Genomic DNA, 16,106 nt, shown 5'->3' on the forward strand with positions numbered 1-16,106 from the left:
CCCCGGCTACCCTGCACGCATGGAACGCGAGCCCCCGCATCGCTCACACGGCGCCGCACATCCGGCGCTGGATCGCGTTCGCCGTGAAAGCCGCTGGTGGTGGCTGCAGGCGCGCCACGCACGACGGGTGTGGCGTTGGGCACTGCTGGCGGCCGCAGCCGTGTTCGTGCTGCTGGTACTGGTGCGCAAACCGCTGGCGGACTGGTTCTGGGATGAGCCACAGATAGAACAGCTGCTGGCCGAGGGCGATCGCGCACTGAGCAAAGGACGCCTGACCGCGGCCGACGGCAGCGGCGCGCGAGAACGCTACCAGGCGGTGCTGGCCCTTGATGGCGACCGCCCGCAGGCGCGACAGGGCCTGGCCCGCACCGGCGCGGCAGCGTTGCAGCAGTCGCGTGAGCGGTTGCAGGCGGGCGACCTGGACGGCTGCGCACAGGCGCTGGCGTTGGCACGTGAGCTGCAGGTGCCGCGTGCCGAAGCGGATGCGGTGGCCCAGCAGCTGCAGGCGCGTCGTCGCGCCGGCGCTGGCATCGGCGCATTGCTTGCGCAGGCCCGCAATGCCTTTGCAGCGGGGCGGCTGGACGACGGCGACAGCAGCGCGCTGCCGTTGTTCCAGCGCGTGCTGGCACTGCAGCCGGACAACGTGCCTGCACTGGAGGGGCGCGAGGACGCATTGAGCGATCTGCTGCAGCACGCGCGTGCACAGGCCGCGCGCGGCGAATTGGCCACGGCGGCTGTGATCCTGCAGCGTGCACGCCAGTTCGATGCAGGTCATTCCGAGCTTCCTGCCAGCCAGGAAGCGCTCTCCCAGGCCGTCGATCAACGGCTGCAGCAGGGTCAGCGTGCGCTAAAACGGCAGCAGCTCGAGACGGCTGCGGATAGTTTCCAGGCCGTGCTGGCGGTCACGTCCGATGATCCTACTGCACTGCGTGGGCGCGAGCAGGTCGTGCAGGCGTTGCTGGCGCGCAGCCAGAAGCGGGCTGACGACTTCCAGTTCGAGGCGGCCGACAAGGACGCTGCGCTGGCGGCAGGTATGGGTGCCTCGCAGGCAGCGCAGCAGCAGCTGGCACAGCGCCTGCAGCGTGCGCGGCAGGCGCGCCAGTCGTTGCAGCAGCCGGGTATCAGCGCGGCCCAGCGTGAGCGTCAGTTGCGTGATCGGTTGCGCCAGATCGACCGCGCCGAGCGTGCCGGACAGTGGATCAGCCCTCCCGGTCACAGCGCCTTCGATGCGCTGCGCGAAGCGCAGGCACTGGCGCCGCGCGACAGCCGGGTCAAGGCAGCGGCAGCGCGTCTGCTGCCCGCCAGCCGGTCCTGTTTTGATGACAACCTGCGGCAGAACCGGGTGCAGGCTGCGGGCGCCTGCCTGCAGGCCTGGCAGACCCTGGCGCCGACCGCCACAGGCTTGCCCGATGCGCGTGCCCGCCTGGCACAACGCTGGCTGGCGATCGGCAGCGAACGGCTGGGTCGCGGTGATGTGGAGTTTGCCGCTTCAGCCGTGGAGCAGGTGCGGCGGTTGCAGCCGGACCTGGCCGAGCTTCCCGCGTTCGAGGACCGCCTGCGGCACGCAGGCGGTCACATCGACTGATCGAAGAACACCCGCTGCACGGTTGCCGATGCGGCATCCAGCGAGAAATGCTCGGCCACGTTGGCCAGGCCGGCGGCTGCCAGCTGCTGCCACAGCACAGGATCCTGGTACAGGCGGACCACCGCATCGGCAAAGCCGGTTGCATCGTCGGCCACCAGTACATCCTGGCCGGCGCGCAGGTGCATGCCTTCCACCGCGCAGGTGGTGCCGACCACGGGCTGGCCATGAGCCATGCTCAGGTTGATCTTGCCCTTCACGCCGGCGCCGAAACGCAGCGGCGCGATGGCGATGCGGGCACCGTCCATGTACGGAACGATGTCTTCGACGAAGCCATGCATCACCACGCCCGGCTGGGTAGCAGCCAGGGCAAGCAGCGTGTCCGGTGCGCCGGCACCGATGCAATGCAGGCGCACCTGCGGCAATGCTGCGCGGATGTGCGGGAACACGTCGCCGATGAACCACTCCATCGCGTCCAGGTTCGGTGGGTGGCGGAAGCCGCCGACGAACACCAGGTCGTGGCGCTGTGCGAACGGTGCGCCGGTTCCGGCGACTTCATGCAGGTTGGAAATCAGTTCCACCCGGACCTGGGGCGCATCGGCCTGCAGCTGTTCGCGCTCGGCGGCGCTGACCAGCACGGTGATGTCGCACCGGTCCATCACTGCCAGTTCGCTGGCGCGGGTGCGTTCGGCGTTGCGCAGCAGGCCAGCATCGCCGGCCACTTCCGCACCCCGGCGCTCGCGCAGGTAGTGCAGGTCGACGGTGTCGAACACGGTGCGCGCCTGCGGTGCATAGCGTTCAAGCAGCGGCAGGCATTCGTTGGCGACATGATGGCGCACCATCATCACCACGTTGAAACGGGTGCCGTGGCTGCGCAGCCAGCCTGCGACACCGTCCAGGAAGGGCGCGTACCAGACTTCCACGCCCATCCGCTGCAGGGCTTCGGTCGCCACGCCGCCGTGTTCGCGCCGGGTGGGCACGAACACCACGTGGGCGCCGCCCTGCAGCAGCAGGCGGATCAGGTTGACCTGGCGCAGCGAGCCGGAGTCGCGCTCCGGGCGCGGTACTTCCTCATCGAGGATCAGCACCTGGCGGCGGCCGCGCAGCAGCAGCGCCGGCGAGGGTACCTCGCCGACCTTCGGGTGGGAGGCCAGTTCAGCGGCCCATCTGGCTGCGAAAATTCCCTGGTTGCGTACCTGGTAGGCTTTCACGCCGCTGCCGGTATCGGTGCCGTTGCTGGTGCCTTCATCGTGGATCACCCGGCTGGCCGGTTGTACCAGTACCCGCAGGCCCTGCGCACGCACGCGGAAGGCCAGGTCGGTGTCTTCGTAGTAGGCGGGCTTGTAGCGGGTGTCGAAGCCGCCCAGCTGCTGCCACAGGGCGCGCGGCAGCATCAGCGCGGCGCCGGAGCAGTAATCGACGTCGCGCAGGCTGGCGAAGCGCGGATCATCGGCTGCTTCGAAACGGCCGTAGCTCCAGCCGCTGCCATCGCTGAAGATCACCCCACCCGATTCCTGCAGGCGGCCGTCGGGGTACAGCAGCTGGCTGCCGACCAGGCCGGCATCGGCGACGGTGGCAAAGGTGTCCAGCAATGCCTCCAGCCAGCCCGGCTGCGGCACGGTATCGTTGTTGAGCAGCACCACATAGCGGCCGCGCGTGCGCGACACGCCATCGTTGCAGGCCTCGATGAAACCACCGTTGTGCTCGCGCACTTCGTAGCGCAGGCCACTGATCTGCGGCATCCACTGCACCGTTGCGTCGCTGCTGCCGTCGTCCACCACCAGGATTTCGCAGGCCACTGACGGCGGGTGCGCGGCCAGGGCGCGCAGGCAGGCCAGGGTATGGTCGACGTGGTTGTAGACCGGAATGACGATGCTGACGTCCGGGGTATCGCTGGTGGGCACCGCAAAGGGAGCGAACGGTTGTGCCGGTGGCAGGTACAGCGGCTTGCGCGGTGCCGGCACCGCGCGCTGGGTGTGCACTCGGATCCGCTGCCAGGTGGCCCGCCAGCCGCGGGTACGCAGGCTGGCCAGGCTGCGGCGGGCCAGGCCGGTCAGGCGATTGATCAGGTAGCGGATTTCGGCCAGGGACATCGCCATCCGGTTGCAACTCCAGCTTAAGCAGGGGGGCCGGGAGAATTCGCCTGCCGCAGCGGCTGGGGTAGACTCGCCAGACCCTACATTGTCGCATTCCCGTGCCCCGACGCTACGATTCAGACGATATCGACGATTTCGACGACGACGACCAGCAGGACGCCGGTCCGCTCTGGCGCCGCCGGCTGATCACCTGGACCATGGCGGCGGTCGCGTTGGGATTGGGTTTCCTGATCCCCTATACGCTGTACCTGAACCAGCAGGTGACGCAACGCTTCGGTGAACTGCGCTGGCAGATCCCGACGCGCGTCTATGCACGCCCGCTGGTGCTGATGCCCGGCAAGGCGATGGATGCGGCAACCCTGAAGACCGAACTGGCCGCCTCGGCCTATCGCGATGATGGCCAGGGCAAGGATCCGGCAACCTATGCGGTGCAGGGCGGGCGCTTCGTCATCTCCAGCCGCGGCTACAACGATGTCGATGGCCACGTTGCCGCGCGCCGGGTCGAGCTGTCGCTGTCCGGCGGCAGCATCGCCTCGCTGCGCGATGCCGACAGCCGCAAGGCGCTGAAGGCAGCCCGCATGGATCCTGCGCGCATTGCCACGCTGTATGGGCAGAAGCAGGAAGAACGCCGCCTGATCCGCATGAACGAGGCACCGGACCTGTTGGTCACTGGCCTGCAGGCGGTCGAGGACAAGGACTTCAACCGCCATCACGGCATCGATCTGTCCGGTATAGCGCGCGCGGTCTGGGTGACCGTCCGCTCCGGCGGGCAGAGCCGCCAGGGCGCTTCCACCCTGACCCAGCAGCTGGCCCGCAGCGGCCTGCTGGGAATCGGCAAGGAACAGACCGTCACCCGCAAGTTCAACGAGGTGCTGTACGCGCTGATCATGGAAGCGCGCTATGACAAGCGCACCATCTTCGAGGCGTACCTCAACCAGGTGTATCTGGGCCAGCGTGGCAGCCAGGCGATCCACGGCATGTCCTCCGGTGCCGAGTTCTGGTTCGGCCGCGATCTGTCCTCGCTGGAAACCGAGCAGATCGCGCTGCTGATCGGCCTGGTCAAAGGGCCGTCGTACTACGATCCGCGGCGCAATCCCGAGCGTGCGCTGGACCGTCGCAATTTCGTGCTGGGCAAACTGCACGAGGCGACTCTGATCGACGATGCCGAGTACCAGCGTGCGTTGAAGGCGCCGCTGGGCGTGCCCAAGACCCCGGGTCTGGTGGCGGCCAACCGCTTCCCGGCCTATGTCGACCTGGTGCGTCGCCAGCTTGCCCACGATTATCCGGAATCGGCCCTGCAGGGCGCTGGCCTGAGCGTGATGAGCGGCATGTCGCCGTCCGCGCAGGCTTATGCCGAAGGTGCGGTCACGCGCACCATCAAGTCGCTGGAAAGCAAGCGTCGCCCCGAGCTGCAGGCCGGCCTGGTGATGACCGATGTGCACAACGGTGACGTGGTGGCGGTGATCGGCAGCCGCGACGTGTCCGAGGTCGGCTTCAACCGTGCCATCGAGGCGCAGCGCCCGGTCGGTTCGCTGCTCAAGCCATTCGTGTACCTGCTGGCACTGGCGCAGCCGGACCGCTATTCGCTGGCCACCTGGGTCGATGATTCACCAGTGACCGTGCAGCTTGGCCGCGGCCGCAACTGGAACCCCGGCAATGCGGACAACCGCAGCCACGGCACCGTGCGCCTGATCGACGCGCTCGCCCACTCCTACAACCAGGCGACGGTACGGGTGGGCATGCAGGTCGGCCCGGAACGGGTGACCCAGCTGATCCACGTGCTGGCCGGCATCAAGGCCGAGGCGAACCCGGCGGTGATCCTCGGCTCGACCGACCAGAGCCCGTACGCGATGGCGCAGCTGTACCAGTTCCTGGCATCGGGCGGCGAGATCCAGCCACTGCACGCGGTGCGTGGCGTCCTTGATCCGCAGGGCAAGCTGCTCAAGCGCTACGACAAGACCCCGGCACCGGCACAGGAAGGTGACTCGATCGCCGCCAACCTGATCAGCATCGGCCTGCAGCAGGTGGTGGCCAGTGGTACCGCGCAGCGTTTGAACGCCGATGGCCTGGGCCGCCTGCAGCCGGCCGGCAAGACCGGCACCACCAACGATGGCCGCGACAGCTGGTATGCCGGTTACACCGGCGATCACCTGGCGGTGATCTGGATGGGCAATGACCAGAACGAACAGGCCGGCCTGTATGGCGCCACCGGCGCGATGCGGGTGTGGTCGGGCATCTTCCAGCGCCTGCCGACGGCGCCGTTGAAGGTCAGCAACAAGGGCCTGGACTGGCAGCCGGTTGCGGCCACGGGAACCAACAGCACCGATGAAGGGTGCCCGGGTGCCCGCCGCTTCCCGTTCGTGGTGGGCTATGCGCCTGCGTATGAACCGTGTGCACCGGCGGTCTTGCCGGACGCGCAGGACGGTGCGGAAGGCGAAGGCGGCGGCTGGCGCAGCTGGTTTGGTCTTGACCGTAAGCCCGAACCCGCCGCTGAACCTGCCGCAGCACCTGCTGCAGCGACTCCTCCTCCAAGCCGATGATGCCGATGACTATCCGTTCGCTGTTCCAGCCCTTGGTCCTGAGTGGCCTCAGCCTGGCCCTGGCGGCCTGCGTGAGCAGCGCGCCGCAGGTGGTCAAGCCGGTGGACACCACCACGCCCGCACAGCGGCTGGCAGCCGTGGAAGCCGCAGCCGGCCCGGATGACAAGGAACTGTCGGTGCAGCCACTGCGCGATTCCCAGGTTGAGGATCTGCGGCAGACGGCGCTGACCCAGCGCAAGGCCAACGATCTGGCCGGCGCGGCCGGCAGCCTGGACCAGGCGTTGCAGATCGTGTCCGGCGACCCGTCGGTACTGCAGGAACGCGCGGAACTGGCGCTGCTGCAGGGCCAGTGGGCGGAGGCGGAAACGTTCGCACGCAAGGCTGTGGACCTTGGCTCGAAGACGGGGCCGTTGTGCCGCCGGCACTGGGCGACGATCGAGCAGGCGCGCTTGGCGCGGGGCGAGAAAGAGAATGCGGTGTCCGCGCACGCGCAGATTGAAGGCTGCACGGTGCCGGGGATCAAGCGGTACTGAGGTATTCCACTCCATCGGGCGCAGCCCCCTCTGCGGCGCGCGCGCACTGATGGATGCGGGTGATGGGCCGGGTGGGTGGGGCGTGCAGGACACGCCGTAAACCCATCCATGGGGGCTCGATGGCGCCATCCATGGCGCCAACGGTCCTGCACGCCCCACCCTCCCGGCCCGCCATACATCGCGTGGGCCGCAGGCAAGAACAAAATCAAAATCAAAAGCGGGTCGCGCGCTGCGCGCGCTCGCTGCCATTTCTTTTCTTCTTTCCCGGTTACTCCCACTGCTTCTGAACTGCCAGTCGAGCAAGCTCGACCCTACGCAGCGCGTCCCTCCGTCACCAGGAAACTGTCGAAGGCGGGGGACTGTGGGGTTGCGGGGTGTCCGCGGCATGGATGCCGCGGCCAAGCCCCCAAGGACGGGTTTACGGCGTCCCCGCAACCCCACAGTCCCCCGCCAGTCCCCAGTACAACCCAGAGCCATGAACAGCGCTGTTGCCGTTGCTTGTGCCCCGGCTTGAAACGGGTGCCGGGCAGCGCCCGGCCGGGTATCCTTTCCACCTGATGTCCGACCTTGTCCATGCCAGCCGCGAAGCCCTCAGCGAAGGCGGCGCGCTCGCCTCCCATCTGGATGCGTTCGTTCCGCGTCCTGCGCAGCTGCGCCTGACCGAGGCCATTGCCGCGTCGATGCAGCAGCGCGACCTGCTGCTCGCCGAAGCCGGTACCGGTACCGGCAAGACCTTTGCTTATCTGGTACCGGTGCTGCTGTCCAGAATGCGCACCATCATTTCCACCGGTACCCGCGCGCTGCAGGACCAGCTCTACCACCGTGACCTGCCGCGCGTGCGCCAGGCGCTGGGCGTCGGCGGGCGCAGCGCGCTGCTGAAGGGGCGCAGCAACTACCTGTGCCGCTACCGCCTGCAGCAGGCACGCGGCGAGCCGCGCTTCTCCAGCCCGGAACAGGCGGCACAGTTCCAGCGCATCCTGGCCTGGTCCGGTCGCTCGGAATCAGGCGATATCGCCGAACTCGATGGCTTGGCCGATGACTCGCCGCTGCTGCCGATGGTCACCTCCACCGTCGACAACTGCCTGGGCAACGAGTGTCCGTTCTGGGATGACTGCTTCGTCGTGCGTGCCCGCCAGCGTGCACAGGCCGCCGACCTGGTCGTGGTCAACCACCACCTGCTGCTGGCCGACCTGGCGCTGAAGCAGGAGGGCTTCGGTGAACTGCTGCCCGGTGCGCAGGCGTTCGTCATCGACGAGGCCCATCAGTTGCCCGAACTGGCCGCGCAGTTCTTCGGCGAAGGCTTCGGCATGCGCCCCTGGCAGGAACTGGGCCGTGACTGCCTGGTTGAAGCGCGCGGCGTGGGTGGCGCGCAGTCTGCACTGCAGGAACCGGTCGATCATCTGCAGCAGGCCTTGTCTGCGCTGCGTGCTGCGATGGAGGGACTACCCGCGCGTGGCACCCAATGGCGCGCGTTGGCAATGCCGCAGGTGCGCGAGGGTTTCGATGCGGTGATGTCCAGCCTGGTGGTGCTGGAGCAGGCATTGCAACCGCTGCGCGAAGCCGCTGCTGGCCTGGATGCCTGCCATGCGCGCGCACGTGAGGCGATTTCGCGGCTGGGCCGTTGGCTGGGGGATGAAGAACCCGCGCTCGACTTCGATGCCGATCCTGCAGAAGCGACCGCCGCCGCTGCTGACGTGCTCTGGTATGAATTGACCGCGCGCGGTTTCCGCTGCCAGCGCACGCCGATGGATGTGTCCGCGCCGCTGCGCGAACATCGCGAGCGCAGCCATGCTGCATGGATTTTCACTTCCGCCACGCTGACCGTTGGCGGTGGCTTCGAGCACATCGCCACGCGCCTGGGCCTGGATGATCCGCAGACGCTGGTGCAGCCCAGCCCGTTCAACTGGCCCGAGCAGGCACTGTGCTACCTGCCTGAAGGCCTGCCGGATCCGGCAGCACGCGGTTTCGGAACCGCACTGATCCAAGCGCTGCGTCCGGTGCTGCAGGCCTCGCAGGGCAGGGCATTCCTGTTGTTTGCTTCGCATCGGGCGCTGCGCGAGGCGGCCGAGGCGCTGCGTGATGGGCCCTGGCCGCTGTTCGTGCAGGGCGAAGCGCCGCGCGCGACCCTGCTGCAGCGTTTCCGCGAATCCGGCAATGGCGTGCTGCTGGGCTCGGCCAGCTTCCGCGAGGGCGTGGATGTGGTCGGCGAGGCATTGAGCGTGGTGGTGATCGACAAGCTGCCCTTCGCCACGCCCGATGATCCGGTGTACGAAGCGCGGCTGGATGCCATACGTTCGCAGGGCGGCAATCCCTTCCGCGACGAGCAGCTGCCGCAGGCGGTGATTGCCCTGAAGCAGGGCGTTGGCCGCCTGATCCGCAGCGAGACCGACCGTGGCGTGCTGGTGCTGTGCGATCCGCGCCTGCTCAACCGCGGTTATGGCAAGGTCTTCCTGCAGTCGCTGCCGCCGTTCCGGCGAACCCGGGCCCTGGCCGATGTGCAGGCCTTCTTTGCGCCACAATGGGCGCCCGTGGCGGATGCCGCTGCCCCGACCGCCGCCGTGGCGGGGCCGGAGCCGGCTCCCGGCGCCACGTTCCCCCTGTTCTGACCCGATCCGATGAAACTGCTCGCCTTTGAAACCGCCACCGAAGCCTGTTCCGTAGCCCTGCATGTGGATGGGCAGGTACGGGAACGCTTCGAGATCGCCCCCCGCCGGCATGCCGAACTGAGCCTGCCGTGGGCGGAGGAGCTGCTGGCCGAGGCCGGCATCAGCCGCCGCCAGCTGGACGGCATCGCGCTCAGCCGTGGTCCCGGCGCGTTCACCGGTGTGCGCCTGGCGATCGCGTTGGCGCAGGGCATCGCGCTGGCGCTGGATCGGCCGTTGCTGCCGGTGTCGACGCTGCAGGTGCTGGCGCTGCGCGCGCCGGTGGAAGAGAAGCAGATCCTGTCGGCGATCGATGCGCGGATGGGCGAGTTGTACGTGGCACGCTTCGAGCGCGTGGATGGACTGCCGGTGGCGCGGGATGCCGAGCGCGTGTGCGTGCCGGCGGCGGTGTCGTTGCCGGAAGCTGCGTCCGTCTACGGCGTCGGCACCGGGTTTGCTGCGGCCGAGGGCGCGCTGGTCGCGCAGCTGGGGGCTGGCCTGCGCCGCTTCGATGCAACGGCGCTGCCACGTGCAGCGGATGTGCTGGCACTGGCGGTACCGGCGTTCGGGCGCGGCGAAGGCATTGCGCCGGAGAAGGTCGAGCCGGCGTACCTGCGGGACAACGTGGCGCTGACGCTGGTCGAGCAGCAGGCGGCGCGGGACGCCAAGGCGAAGGCCAACGGTTGAGCCCCTCGTGGCGGGTGGTGGGTCGCTGAAAGCACAAGCCGTGGGTTGGCCGGGCGGGTGGGCTGCGCAGGGGACGCCGTGAATACGTCCCTGTAGGCTCGGGCGCGCCATCCATGGCGCTTACGCCCCTGCGCAGCCCACCCGCCCGGCCACGGACAGTTTCCGTGCGCGTTCCCCACGGAAAATCAAAAAAAATCAAATTCAAAAGCCGGTCGCTTCGCTCGCATCCACGCATGGCGTGGATCTACCGTGCAGGCAGGCGTGGATGCATCGTGTCGACCAAGGTCGACAGCTACCAGCAGCAAAGATGCGCCGCGATCGGTCAGGGGTGGGGCGGTGTGGGCTTGCAGGACCGTTGGCGCCATGGATGGCGCCATCGAGCCCCCATGGATGGGTTTACGGCGTGTCCTGCAAGCCCACACCGCCCCGCCAAACCGAACAGCCCAACCGCCGCTCTTGATCTTGACGTTGCAGTTGCCGTTGCTGTTGCTTGCAGCGGGTCCCGGGCCGCAGGCCCGGGCGGAAAACCTCACCGGTCGTCGCGCAGTTCGCCGCCGGGCAGGAACACCCACGTGCGCGTGACCTGCAGGATGTCGATCTGGTCTTCGCTGTCGGGCAACGGCGGGAACGGTTGCGCCAGCTGGATCACCCGCAACGCGGCCTCGTCCAGCAGCGGCGTGCCGCTGGACTTCAACACCCGGCTGCTTTCCACGCTGCCGTCGCGGCGTACCCCCACGCTGATCACCACCTGGCCCCCCAGCCGGCGCTGCCGCGCTTCGTCAGGGTAGTTCAGGTTGCCGACCTGCTCGGCGCGGTCCACCCACGCACGCAGGTAATTGGCGTAGGCGTATTCACGCGTGCTGGCCGAAACGAATTTCCGGTTCGGGCGCTTGGCGTACTGCGCCGAACGCAGGTGCACTTCCGCCGCCAGCCGCGCCATTTCAGCATCGCGCTGTTCGCGCGCGGTCATCGGTGCATCCGGTGTTGGTTGCAGCGGGGTAGGGCGCGACTGCGCCACGGCCACGGTGTCCTGGCCATTGCGGCTGCTGACCACCCGCGCCTGCGGCGGCGGTACCGGTGCTGCCGACTGCTGCTGCTGGGGTACCGGACTGATACCGGCCTGGGCCTGCGGCACGATGCCGGCCTGGTTGTCGCGGGGGCGCTGCGCACGATCGTGTTCGCCACCGCCTTCCTGGCTGGCGGCAGCCAGGAAATCGGCCTGCTTCGGGGTCAGCGCGGTGCGGGTCTGGCTGAAGATCACTTCCAGGGTCGGCACCAGCGGCGCGTCGCCTTTCACGGCAAAGCCGACCCCGAGGATCAGCAGGGCGTGCACCAGCACCGACAGGGCGATGGTGGCGCCCAGCCGCTGCGCTTCACGCGGTGGCGGGGCGAGGACGGCAGGTGCGGCATCCATCAGCGCAGATCGGCCTCGATCGCGTCGAACAGGGTACCGGCGATGTTCAGGCCGTACTGCGCATCCAGCTCGCGCACGCAGGTCGGACTGGTCACATTGACCTCGGTCAGGTAGTCGCCGATGACGTCCAGGCCGACGAAACGCATGCCGCGACGCTTCATTTCCGGGCCGACCTGGGCGGCGATCCAGCGGTCGCGTTCGCTCAGCGGACGGCCTTCGCCACGGCCACCGGCGGCCAGGTTGCCGCGGAACTCATCGCCCTGCGGAATGCGCGCCAGGCAGTAATCGACCGGCTCGCCATCGACCAGCAGGATGCGCTTGTCGCCAGCGGTGATGTCGGGAATGAACTTCTGGGCCAGGGCGAGCTTGCGGCCGCCGTCGGTCAGCGTTTCCAGGATCACGTTCAGGTTGGGGTCGCCCTGTCCGCTGCGGAAGATCGAGCGTCCACCCATGCCATCCAGCGGCTTCATTACCGCCTGGCCGTGTTCCAGCGCGAAGGCCTTCAGTGCCTTGGCGTCGCGGCTGACCAGGGTTGGCGGGCAGCATTGCGGGAACAGCAGCGCGGCCAGCTTCTCGTTGTAGTCGCGCAGGCCCTGCGGGTTGTTGACCACGCACGCACCGGCGGCGGCGGCGACATCCAGCACCTGGGTATCGTAGACATACTCGGCGTCGACCGGCGGGTCCTTGCGCATCAGCACGATCTGGCCGGGACCGAATTCGGTCCGGCTGAATGCGCCCAGCTCGTACCAGCCGGCCGGGTCGTCGCGCACCTGCAGGGGAGCGGTCCAGGCCACAGCCACCCCGCCTTCCAGCGCCAGCCCGCCCGGGCGCACGTAGTGCAGGGCATGGCCGCGGCGCTGGGCTTCCAGCAGCATGGCGAAGGTGGTGTCCTTGGCGATCTTGATGTGGGCGATGGGGTCCATCACCACGATGACGTTCAACGGCATGGGTGCACCTGTCAGGCAAGGCGTTGATGGTAGCGGCAACGCCGGCCGTGCGCCTCCCCGGCGATGTGCAACGCAGCGTCCCTTGCCAGGCTGCGCAGTGATTGCCAATCCGGTCACGTTCAGCCCGGCGCCACGCCCCGCGCCACGGACCGCCCTTGAAGCGGGCGCGGGAAGTGCGATATAGATACGCTTTCGCAGCGGCTCCCGCCAAAGATTGGGCCGTGCGCTTGGGGAATGGCAATGACTGAAAACACGACTGCGGGCGGGGAGCTCGCAGGACTCCGGGTGATGGTCATCGATGACTCGAAGACCATCCGCAGGACTGCGGAAACACTGCTGAAGCGCGAAGGCTGCGAAGTAGTGACCGCGACGGACGGTTTCGAGGCCCTGGCCAAGATTGCCGACCAGCAGCCGCAGATCATCTTCGTCGACATCATGATGCCGCGCCTGGATGGCTACCAGACCTGCGCACTGATCAAGGGCAACCAGCTGTTCAAGGCGACCCCGGTGATCATGCTGTCGTCCAAGGATGGTCTGTTCGACAAGGCGCGGGGGCGCATCGTCGGCTCGGAGCAATACCTGACCAAGCCATTCACGCGCGAAGAACTGCTGGGTGCCATCCGCACGTACGTCAACGCCTGACCAGGGGGGAAAGGCACAATGGCTCGTATCGTCCTGATCGAGGATTCACCGACCGACCGCGCGGTGTTCACCCAATGGCTGCGCCGTGCCGGCCATGAAGTGCTGGAAGCGGACAATGCCGAAGATGGCCTGCAGCTGGTCCGCGACCAGGTGCCGCAGCTGGTCCTGATGGACGTGGTGCTGCCGGGCATGAGCGGATTCCAGGCGACCCGGGCGATGGCCCGCGACGCAGCGATCAAGCACATCCCGGTCATCATCGTCAGCACCAAGGCGATGGAAACCGACAAGGCCTGGGGGCTGCGCCAGGGCGCCGCCGACTACATCGTCAAGCCGCCGCGCGAGGAAGAACTCATCGCCCGGATCAACGAGCTGGTGGCCTGATGCGCTCGCCCTTCGACATTCTTGAAGCCTACGAACGGCGCAGCCTGGCCCACGCGGTGCAGCTGCCCGGACGACAATTCGCCCAGGACCTGTGGCGTGGCGTCGGTTACCGTGTTGGCCAGCGTCGGCTGGTGTCCGATTTCCGCGAAGTGGTGGAGATCGTGCCGATGCCGCCGGTGACCCCGGTGCCGTGCGCGCAGCCGTGGCTGCTGGGCGTGGGCAACCTGCGCGGCAACCTGTTCCCGGTGGTCGACCTGAAGTACTTCCTGGAAGGGGCGCGCACCGTCCAGCAGGAAGGCCAGCGCGTGCTGATCATGCGCCAGGCCGGTGGCGACGTCGCCCTGACCATCGATGAACTGTTCGGCCAGCGCAGCTTCGAGCTGACCCAGCAGATCGAGGCCGGTTCACTGGCCGAAGGACGCTACGGTCACTTCGTCGATCGCGCTTTCCATGCCGATGGCAACGATTGGGGCGTGTTCTCGCTCTCGCTGCTGTCGCGTACCCCTGAATTCCGGCAAGCCGCGGCCTGAGGCCGGGCATCGCCCCCTGCATTGAAAATCGAGGTTGAACGATGAGTACTGCTTCGGATGCCACCAAGTCCGGCAAGCTGCGGCTGGGCGGCAGCAACCTCTGGCTGGCGCTGCTGGCCCTGTCGATGATCCTGTTCGGTGTGAACACCGGCGTGTCCACCTGGCAGGGCAGCCGCCTGGCCGATGCCGGTTCCAAGGCCGCGGACCTGCAGGTGCTGTCGCAGCAGCTGGCCAACCAGGGCCGTGACGCGGTCGGCGGCAACGCGCAGGCCTTCACCGCCTTCAAGGCCACCCGTAACGCGATCGAGCAGAACGTGTCGACCCTGCAGGGCCGCTACGGCAACGAGCCCGGCGTGTCCGGGGCGATCTCGACGCTGGCCGACACCTGGGCGCCGCTGGGCAAGCAGGCAGGCCAGCTGGTGGCCAGTGAACCGGCAGTGCTGGCCCTGGCCGGCAACGCCAACAACTTCTCCGGTGCGGTGCCGGGCCTGCAGGCCCAGTTGAACGAGCTGGTGCGTGCGATGTCCGCCTCCGGCGCGCCGTCGTCGCAGGTCTACAGCGCCCTGCAGCAGGTGGTGGTCGCCGGTTCGATGGCGCGTCGCGTGACTGAAATCCGCGCCGGCGGCACGGCTGCGGCCGCTGCCGGTGACGCGCTGGCCCGCGACATCACCGTGTTCTCGCAGGTGCTCGACGCGCTGCGCAATGGCAACGAGGACCTGGGCATCACCGCCGTGCGCGGCGCTGCCGCCGTCGCTGCGCTGGAGCAGTCGCAGCAGAAGTGGCAGGCGATGAAGCAGGACGCCGACGCGATCCTGGCCAGCTCGCGCCAGCTGTTCGCCGCGCAGTCCGCTGCCTCCGCACTGGGCCAGGGTTCGGCGAAGATGCTGACCGACAGCCGCAAGCTGTTCGAAGCCTTCTCCTCGTTCGGTTCGGTGTCCGACACCCGCCTGTTCCCGAATTTCTGGATCGGCGTGGTATCCGGTGCGCTGTCGCTGATCGCGATCATCGGTTTCGTCTCCACCAACGTGCGCAGCCGCTCGCGCGAGCAGGAACTGCGCTACCAGACCCAGGTGGAGTTCAACAGCCGCAACCAGCAGGCGATCATGCGGCTGCTGGATGAAATCTCCTCGCTCGGTGAGGGCGACCTGACGGTGAAGGCCTCGGTGACCGAGGACATGACCGGCGCGATCGCGGACGCCATCAACTACGCGGTGGATGAACTGCGCCACCTGGTGACCACCATCAACGACACCTCGGCCAAGGTCGCGCTGTCGACCCAGGAAACGCAGGCCACCGCGATGCAGCTGGCCGAAGCGGCCGGCCACCAGGCCAACCAGATCACCTCGGCGTCGGACCGGATCGGCGAAATCGCCGCCAGCATCGAACAGGTATCGCGCAACTCGGCCGAGTCGGCCGACGTGGCACAGCGTTCGGTGGTGATCGCCGCCGAAGGTGCCGGCGTGGTCCGCGAGACCATCCAGGGCATGGACCAGATCCGCGACCAGATCCAGGAAACCTCCAAGCGCATCAAGCGACTGGGCGAATCTTCGCAGGAGATCGGCTCGATCGTGGAACTGATCAACGACATTTCCGAGCAGACCAACATCCTGGCATTGAACGCGGCCGTGCAGGCGGCTTCGGCCGGTGAAGCCGGTCGTGGTTTCGCGGTCGTGGCCGACGAAGTGCAGCGCCTGGCAGAACGCACCTCCGGTGCGACCCGACGCATCGAGAACCTGGTGCAGGCCATCCAGGCCGACACCAACGAAGCGGTCACCTCGATGGAGCAGACCACCGCCGAAGTGGTGTCCGGTGCACGCCTGGCCGAGGACGCCGGCACCGCGCTGACCGAGATCGAGCGCGTGTCCAACGCACTCAACACCCTCATCAAGAACATCTCCATCGCCGCCCAGCAGCAGTCGTCGGCGGCGTCGGACATCACCCGCACGATGGGCGTGATCCGCCAGATCACCGGCCAGACCTCGCAGGGTGCCGGGCAGACCGCCGAGTCGATCGGCCACCTGGCGCAGCTGGCGGCCGACCTGCGTCGTTCGGTCGCCGACTTCAAGCTGCCGGCGTGACACGGGCAGGGCGGCGAGCAAGGAACCAGTCCAT

General features: G+C 67.9%; 12 protein-coding genes. 9 read left to right on the top strand and 3 right to left on the bottom strand.

The window, feature by feature from the left end:
- The first annotated feature begins 19 nt into the window (after window positions 1–19).
- A complete protein-coding gene (locus K5K93_RS17270; protein WP_222388518.1) occupies window positions 20–1,585 on the top strand; it encodes a hypothetical protein in 1,566 nt (521 codons plus the stop codon).
- On the opposite strand, the gene K5K93_RS17275 is transcribed toward K5K93_RS17270, so the two are convergent.
- On the bottom strand, window positions 1,573–3,681 hold the full coding sequence (locus K5K93_RS17275) for a glycosyltransferase (RefSeq protein ID WP_222388519.1): 2,109 nt from the start codon (window positions 3,679–3,681) through the stop codon (window positions 1,573–1,575). The two genes, K5K93_RS17270 and K5K93_RS17275, sit on opposite strands and share 13 nt — an antisense overlap.
- 95 nt (window positions 3,682–3,776) lie before the next feature.
- On the opposite strand from K5K93_RS17275, the gene mrcB reads away from it, so the two are divergent.
- From mrcB to tsaB, 4 genes are all read left to right on the top strand, one after another.
- Window positions 3,777–6,218: a penicillin-binding protein 1B gene (gene mrcB / locus K5K93_RS17280; protein WP_222388520.1), complete on the top strand. Its 2,442-nt coding sequence runs from the start codon at window positions 3,777–3,779 to the stop codon at window positions 6,216–6,218.
- Window positions 6,215–6,751, top strand: a complete 537-nt coding sequence (locus tag K5K93_RS17285) for a hypothetical protein (protein WP_222388521.1) — start codon at window positions 6,215–6,217, stop codon at window positions 6,749–6,751. The genes mrcB and K5K93_RS17285 overlap by 4 nt, the downstream gene beginning before the upstream one ends.
- Before the next feature lie 557 nt (window positions 6,752–7,308).
- Window positions 7,309–9,357 carry an ATP-dependent DNA helicase gene (locus K5K93_RS17290; protein WP_222388522.1) on the top strand — a complete coding sequence of 683 codons (2,049 nt, stop codon included), beginning with the start codon at window positions 7,309–7,311 and terminating at the stop codon, window positions 9,355–9,357.
- Between the two features lie 9 nt (window positions 9,358–9,366).
- The gene (gene tsaB, locus K5K93_RS17295) at window positions 9,367–10,080 is read left to right on the top strand and encodes a tRNA (adenosine(37)-N6)-threonylcarbamoyltransferase complex dimerization subunit type 1 TsaB (RefSeq protein WP_222388523.1); all 714 of its coding nucleotides are present in this window, start codon (window positions 9,367–9,369) and stop codon (window positions 10,078–10,080) included.
- A gap of 529 nt (window positions 10,081–10,609) precedes the next feature.
- On the opposite strand, the gene K5K93_RS17300 is transcribed toward tsaB, so the two are convergent.
- Window positions 10,610–11,494 (bottom strand): energy transducer TonB, encoded by an 885-nt coding sequence (locus K5K93_RS17300; protein ID WP_025877745.1) that lies wholly within the window; start codon window positions 11,492–11,494, stop codon window positions 10,610–10,612.
- A complete protein-coding gene (gene gshB, locus K5K93_RS17305; RefSeq protein WP_222388524.1) occupies window positions 11,494–12,441 on the bottom strand; it encodes a glutathione synthase in 948 nt (315 codons plus the stop codon). The genes K5K93_RS17300 and gshB overlap by 1 nt, the downstream gene beginning before the upstream one ends.
- A gap of 240 nt (window positions 12,442–12,681) precedes the next feature.
- On the opposite strand from gshB, the gene pilG reads away from it, so the two are divergent.
- From pilG to K5K93_RS17325, 4 genes are read left to right on the top strand one after another with little or no spacing between them, the layout of a single operon-like run.
- On the top strand, window positions 12,682–13,083 hold the full coding sequence (gene pilG / locus K5K93_RS17310) for a twitching motility response regulator PilG (RefSeq protein WP_005418455.1): 402 nt from the start codon (window positions 12,682–12,684) through the stop codon (window positions 13,081–13,083).
- Between the two features lie 18 nt (window positions 13,084–13,101).
- Window positions 13,102–13,464 (top strand): response regulator, encoded by a 363-nt coding sequence (locus tag K5K93_RS17315; RefSeq protein WP_025877749.1) that lies wholly within the window; start codon window positions 13,102–13,104, stop codon window positions 13,462–13,464.
- Window positions 13,464–13,994, top strand: a complete 531-nt coding sequence (locus K5K93_RS17320) for a chemotaxis protein CheW (RefSeq protein ID WP_093818702.1) — start codon at window positions 13,464–13,466, stop codon at window positions 13,992–13,994. The genes K5K93_RS17315 and K5K93_RS17320 overlap by 1 nt, the downstream gene beginning before the upstream one ends.
- Window positions 13,995–14,035: 41 nt before the next feature.
- A complete protein-coding gene (locus tag K5K93_RS17325) occupies window positions 14,036–16,072 on the top strand; it encodes a methyl-accepting chemotaxis protein (RefSeq protein ID WP_025877752.1) in 2,037 nt (678 codons plus the stop codon).
- Window positions 16,073–16,106: the final 34 nt, after the last annotated feature.

The sequence above is a fragment of the Stenotrophomonas sp. DR822 genome (assembly GCF_019793815.1).
Classification (GTDB): Bacteria; Pseudomonadota; Gammaproteobacteria; order Xanthomonadales; family Xanthomonadaceae; genus Stenotrophomonas; species Stenotrophomonas indicatrix.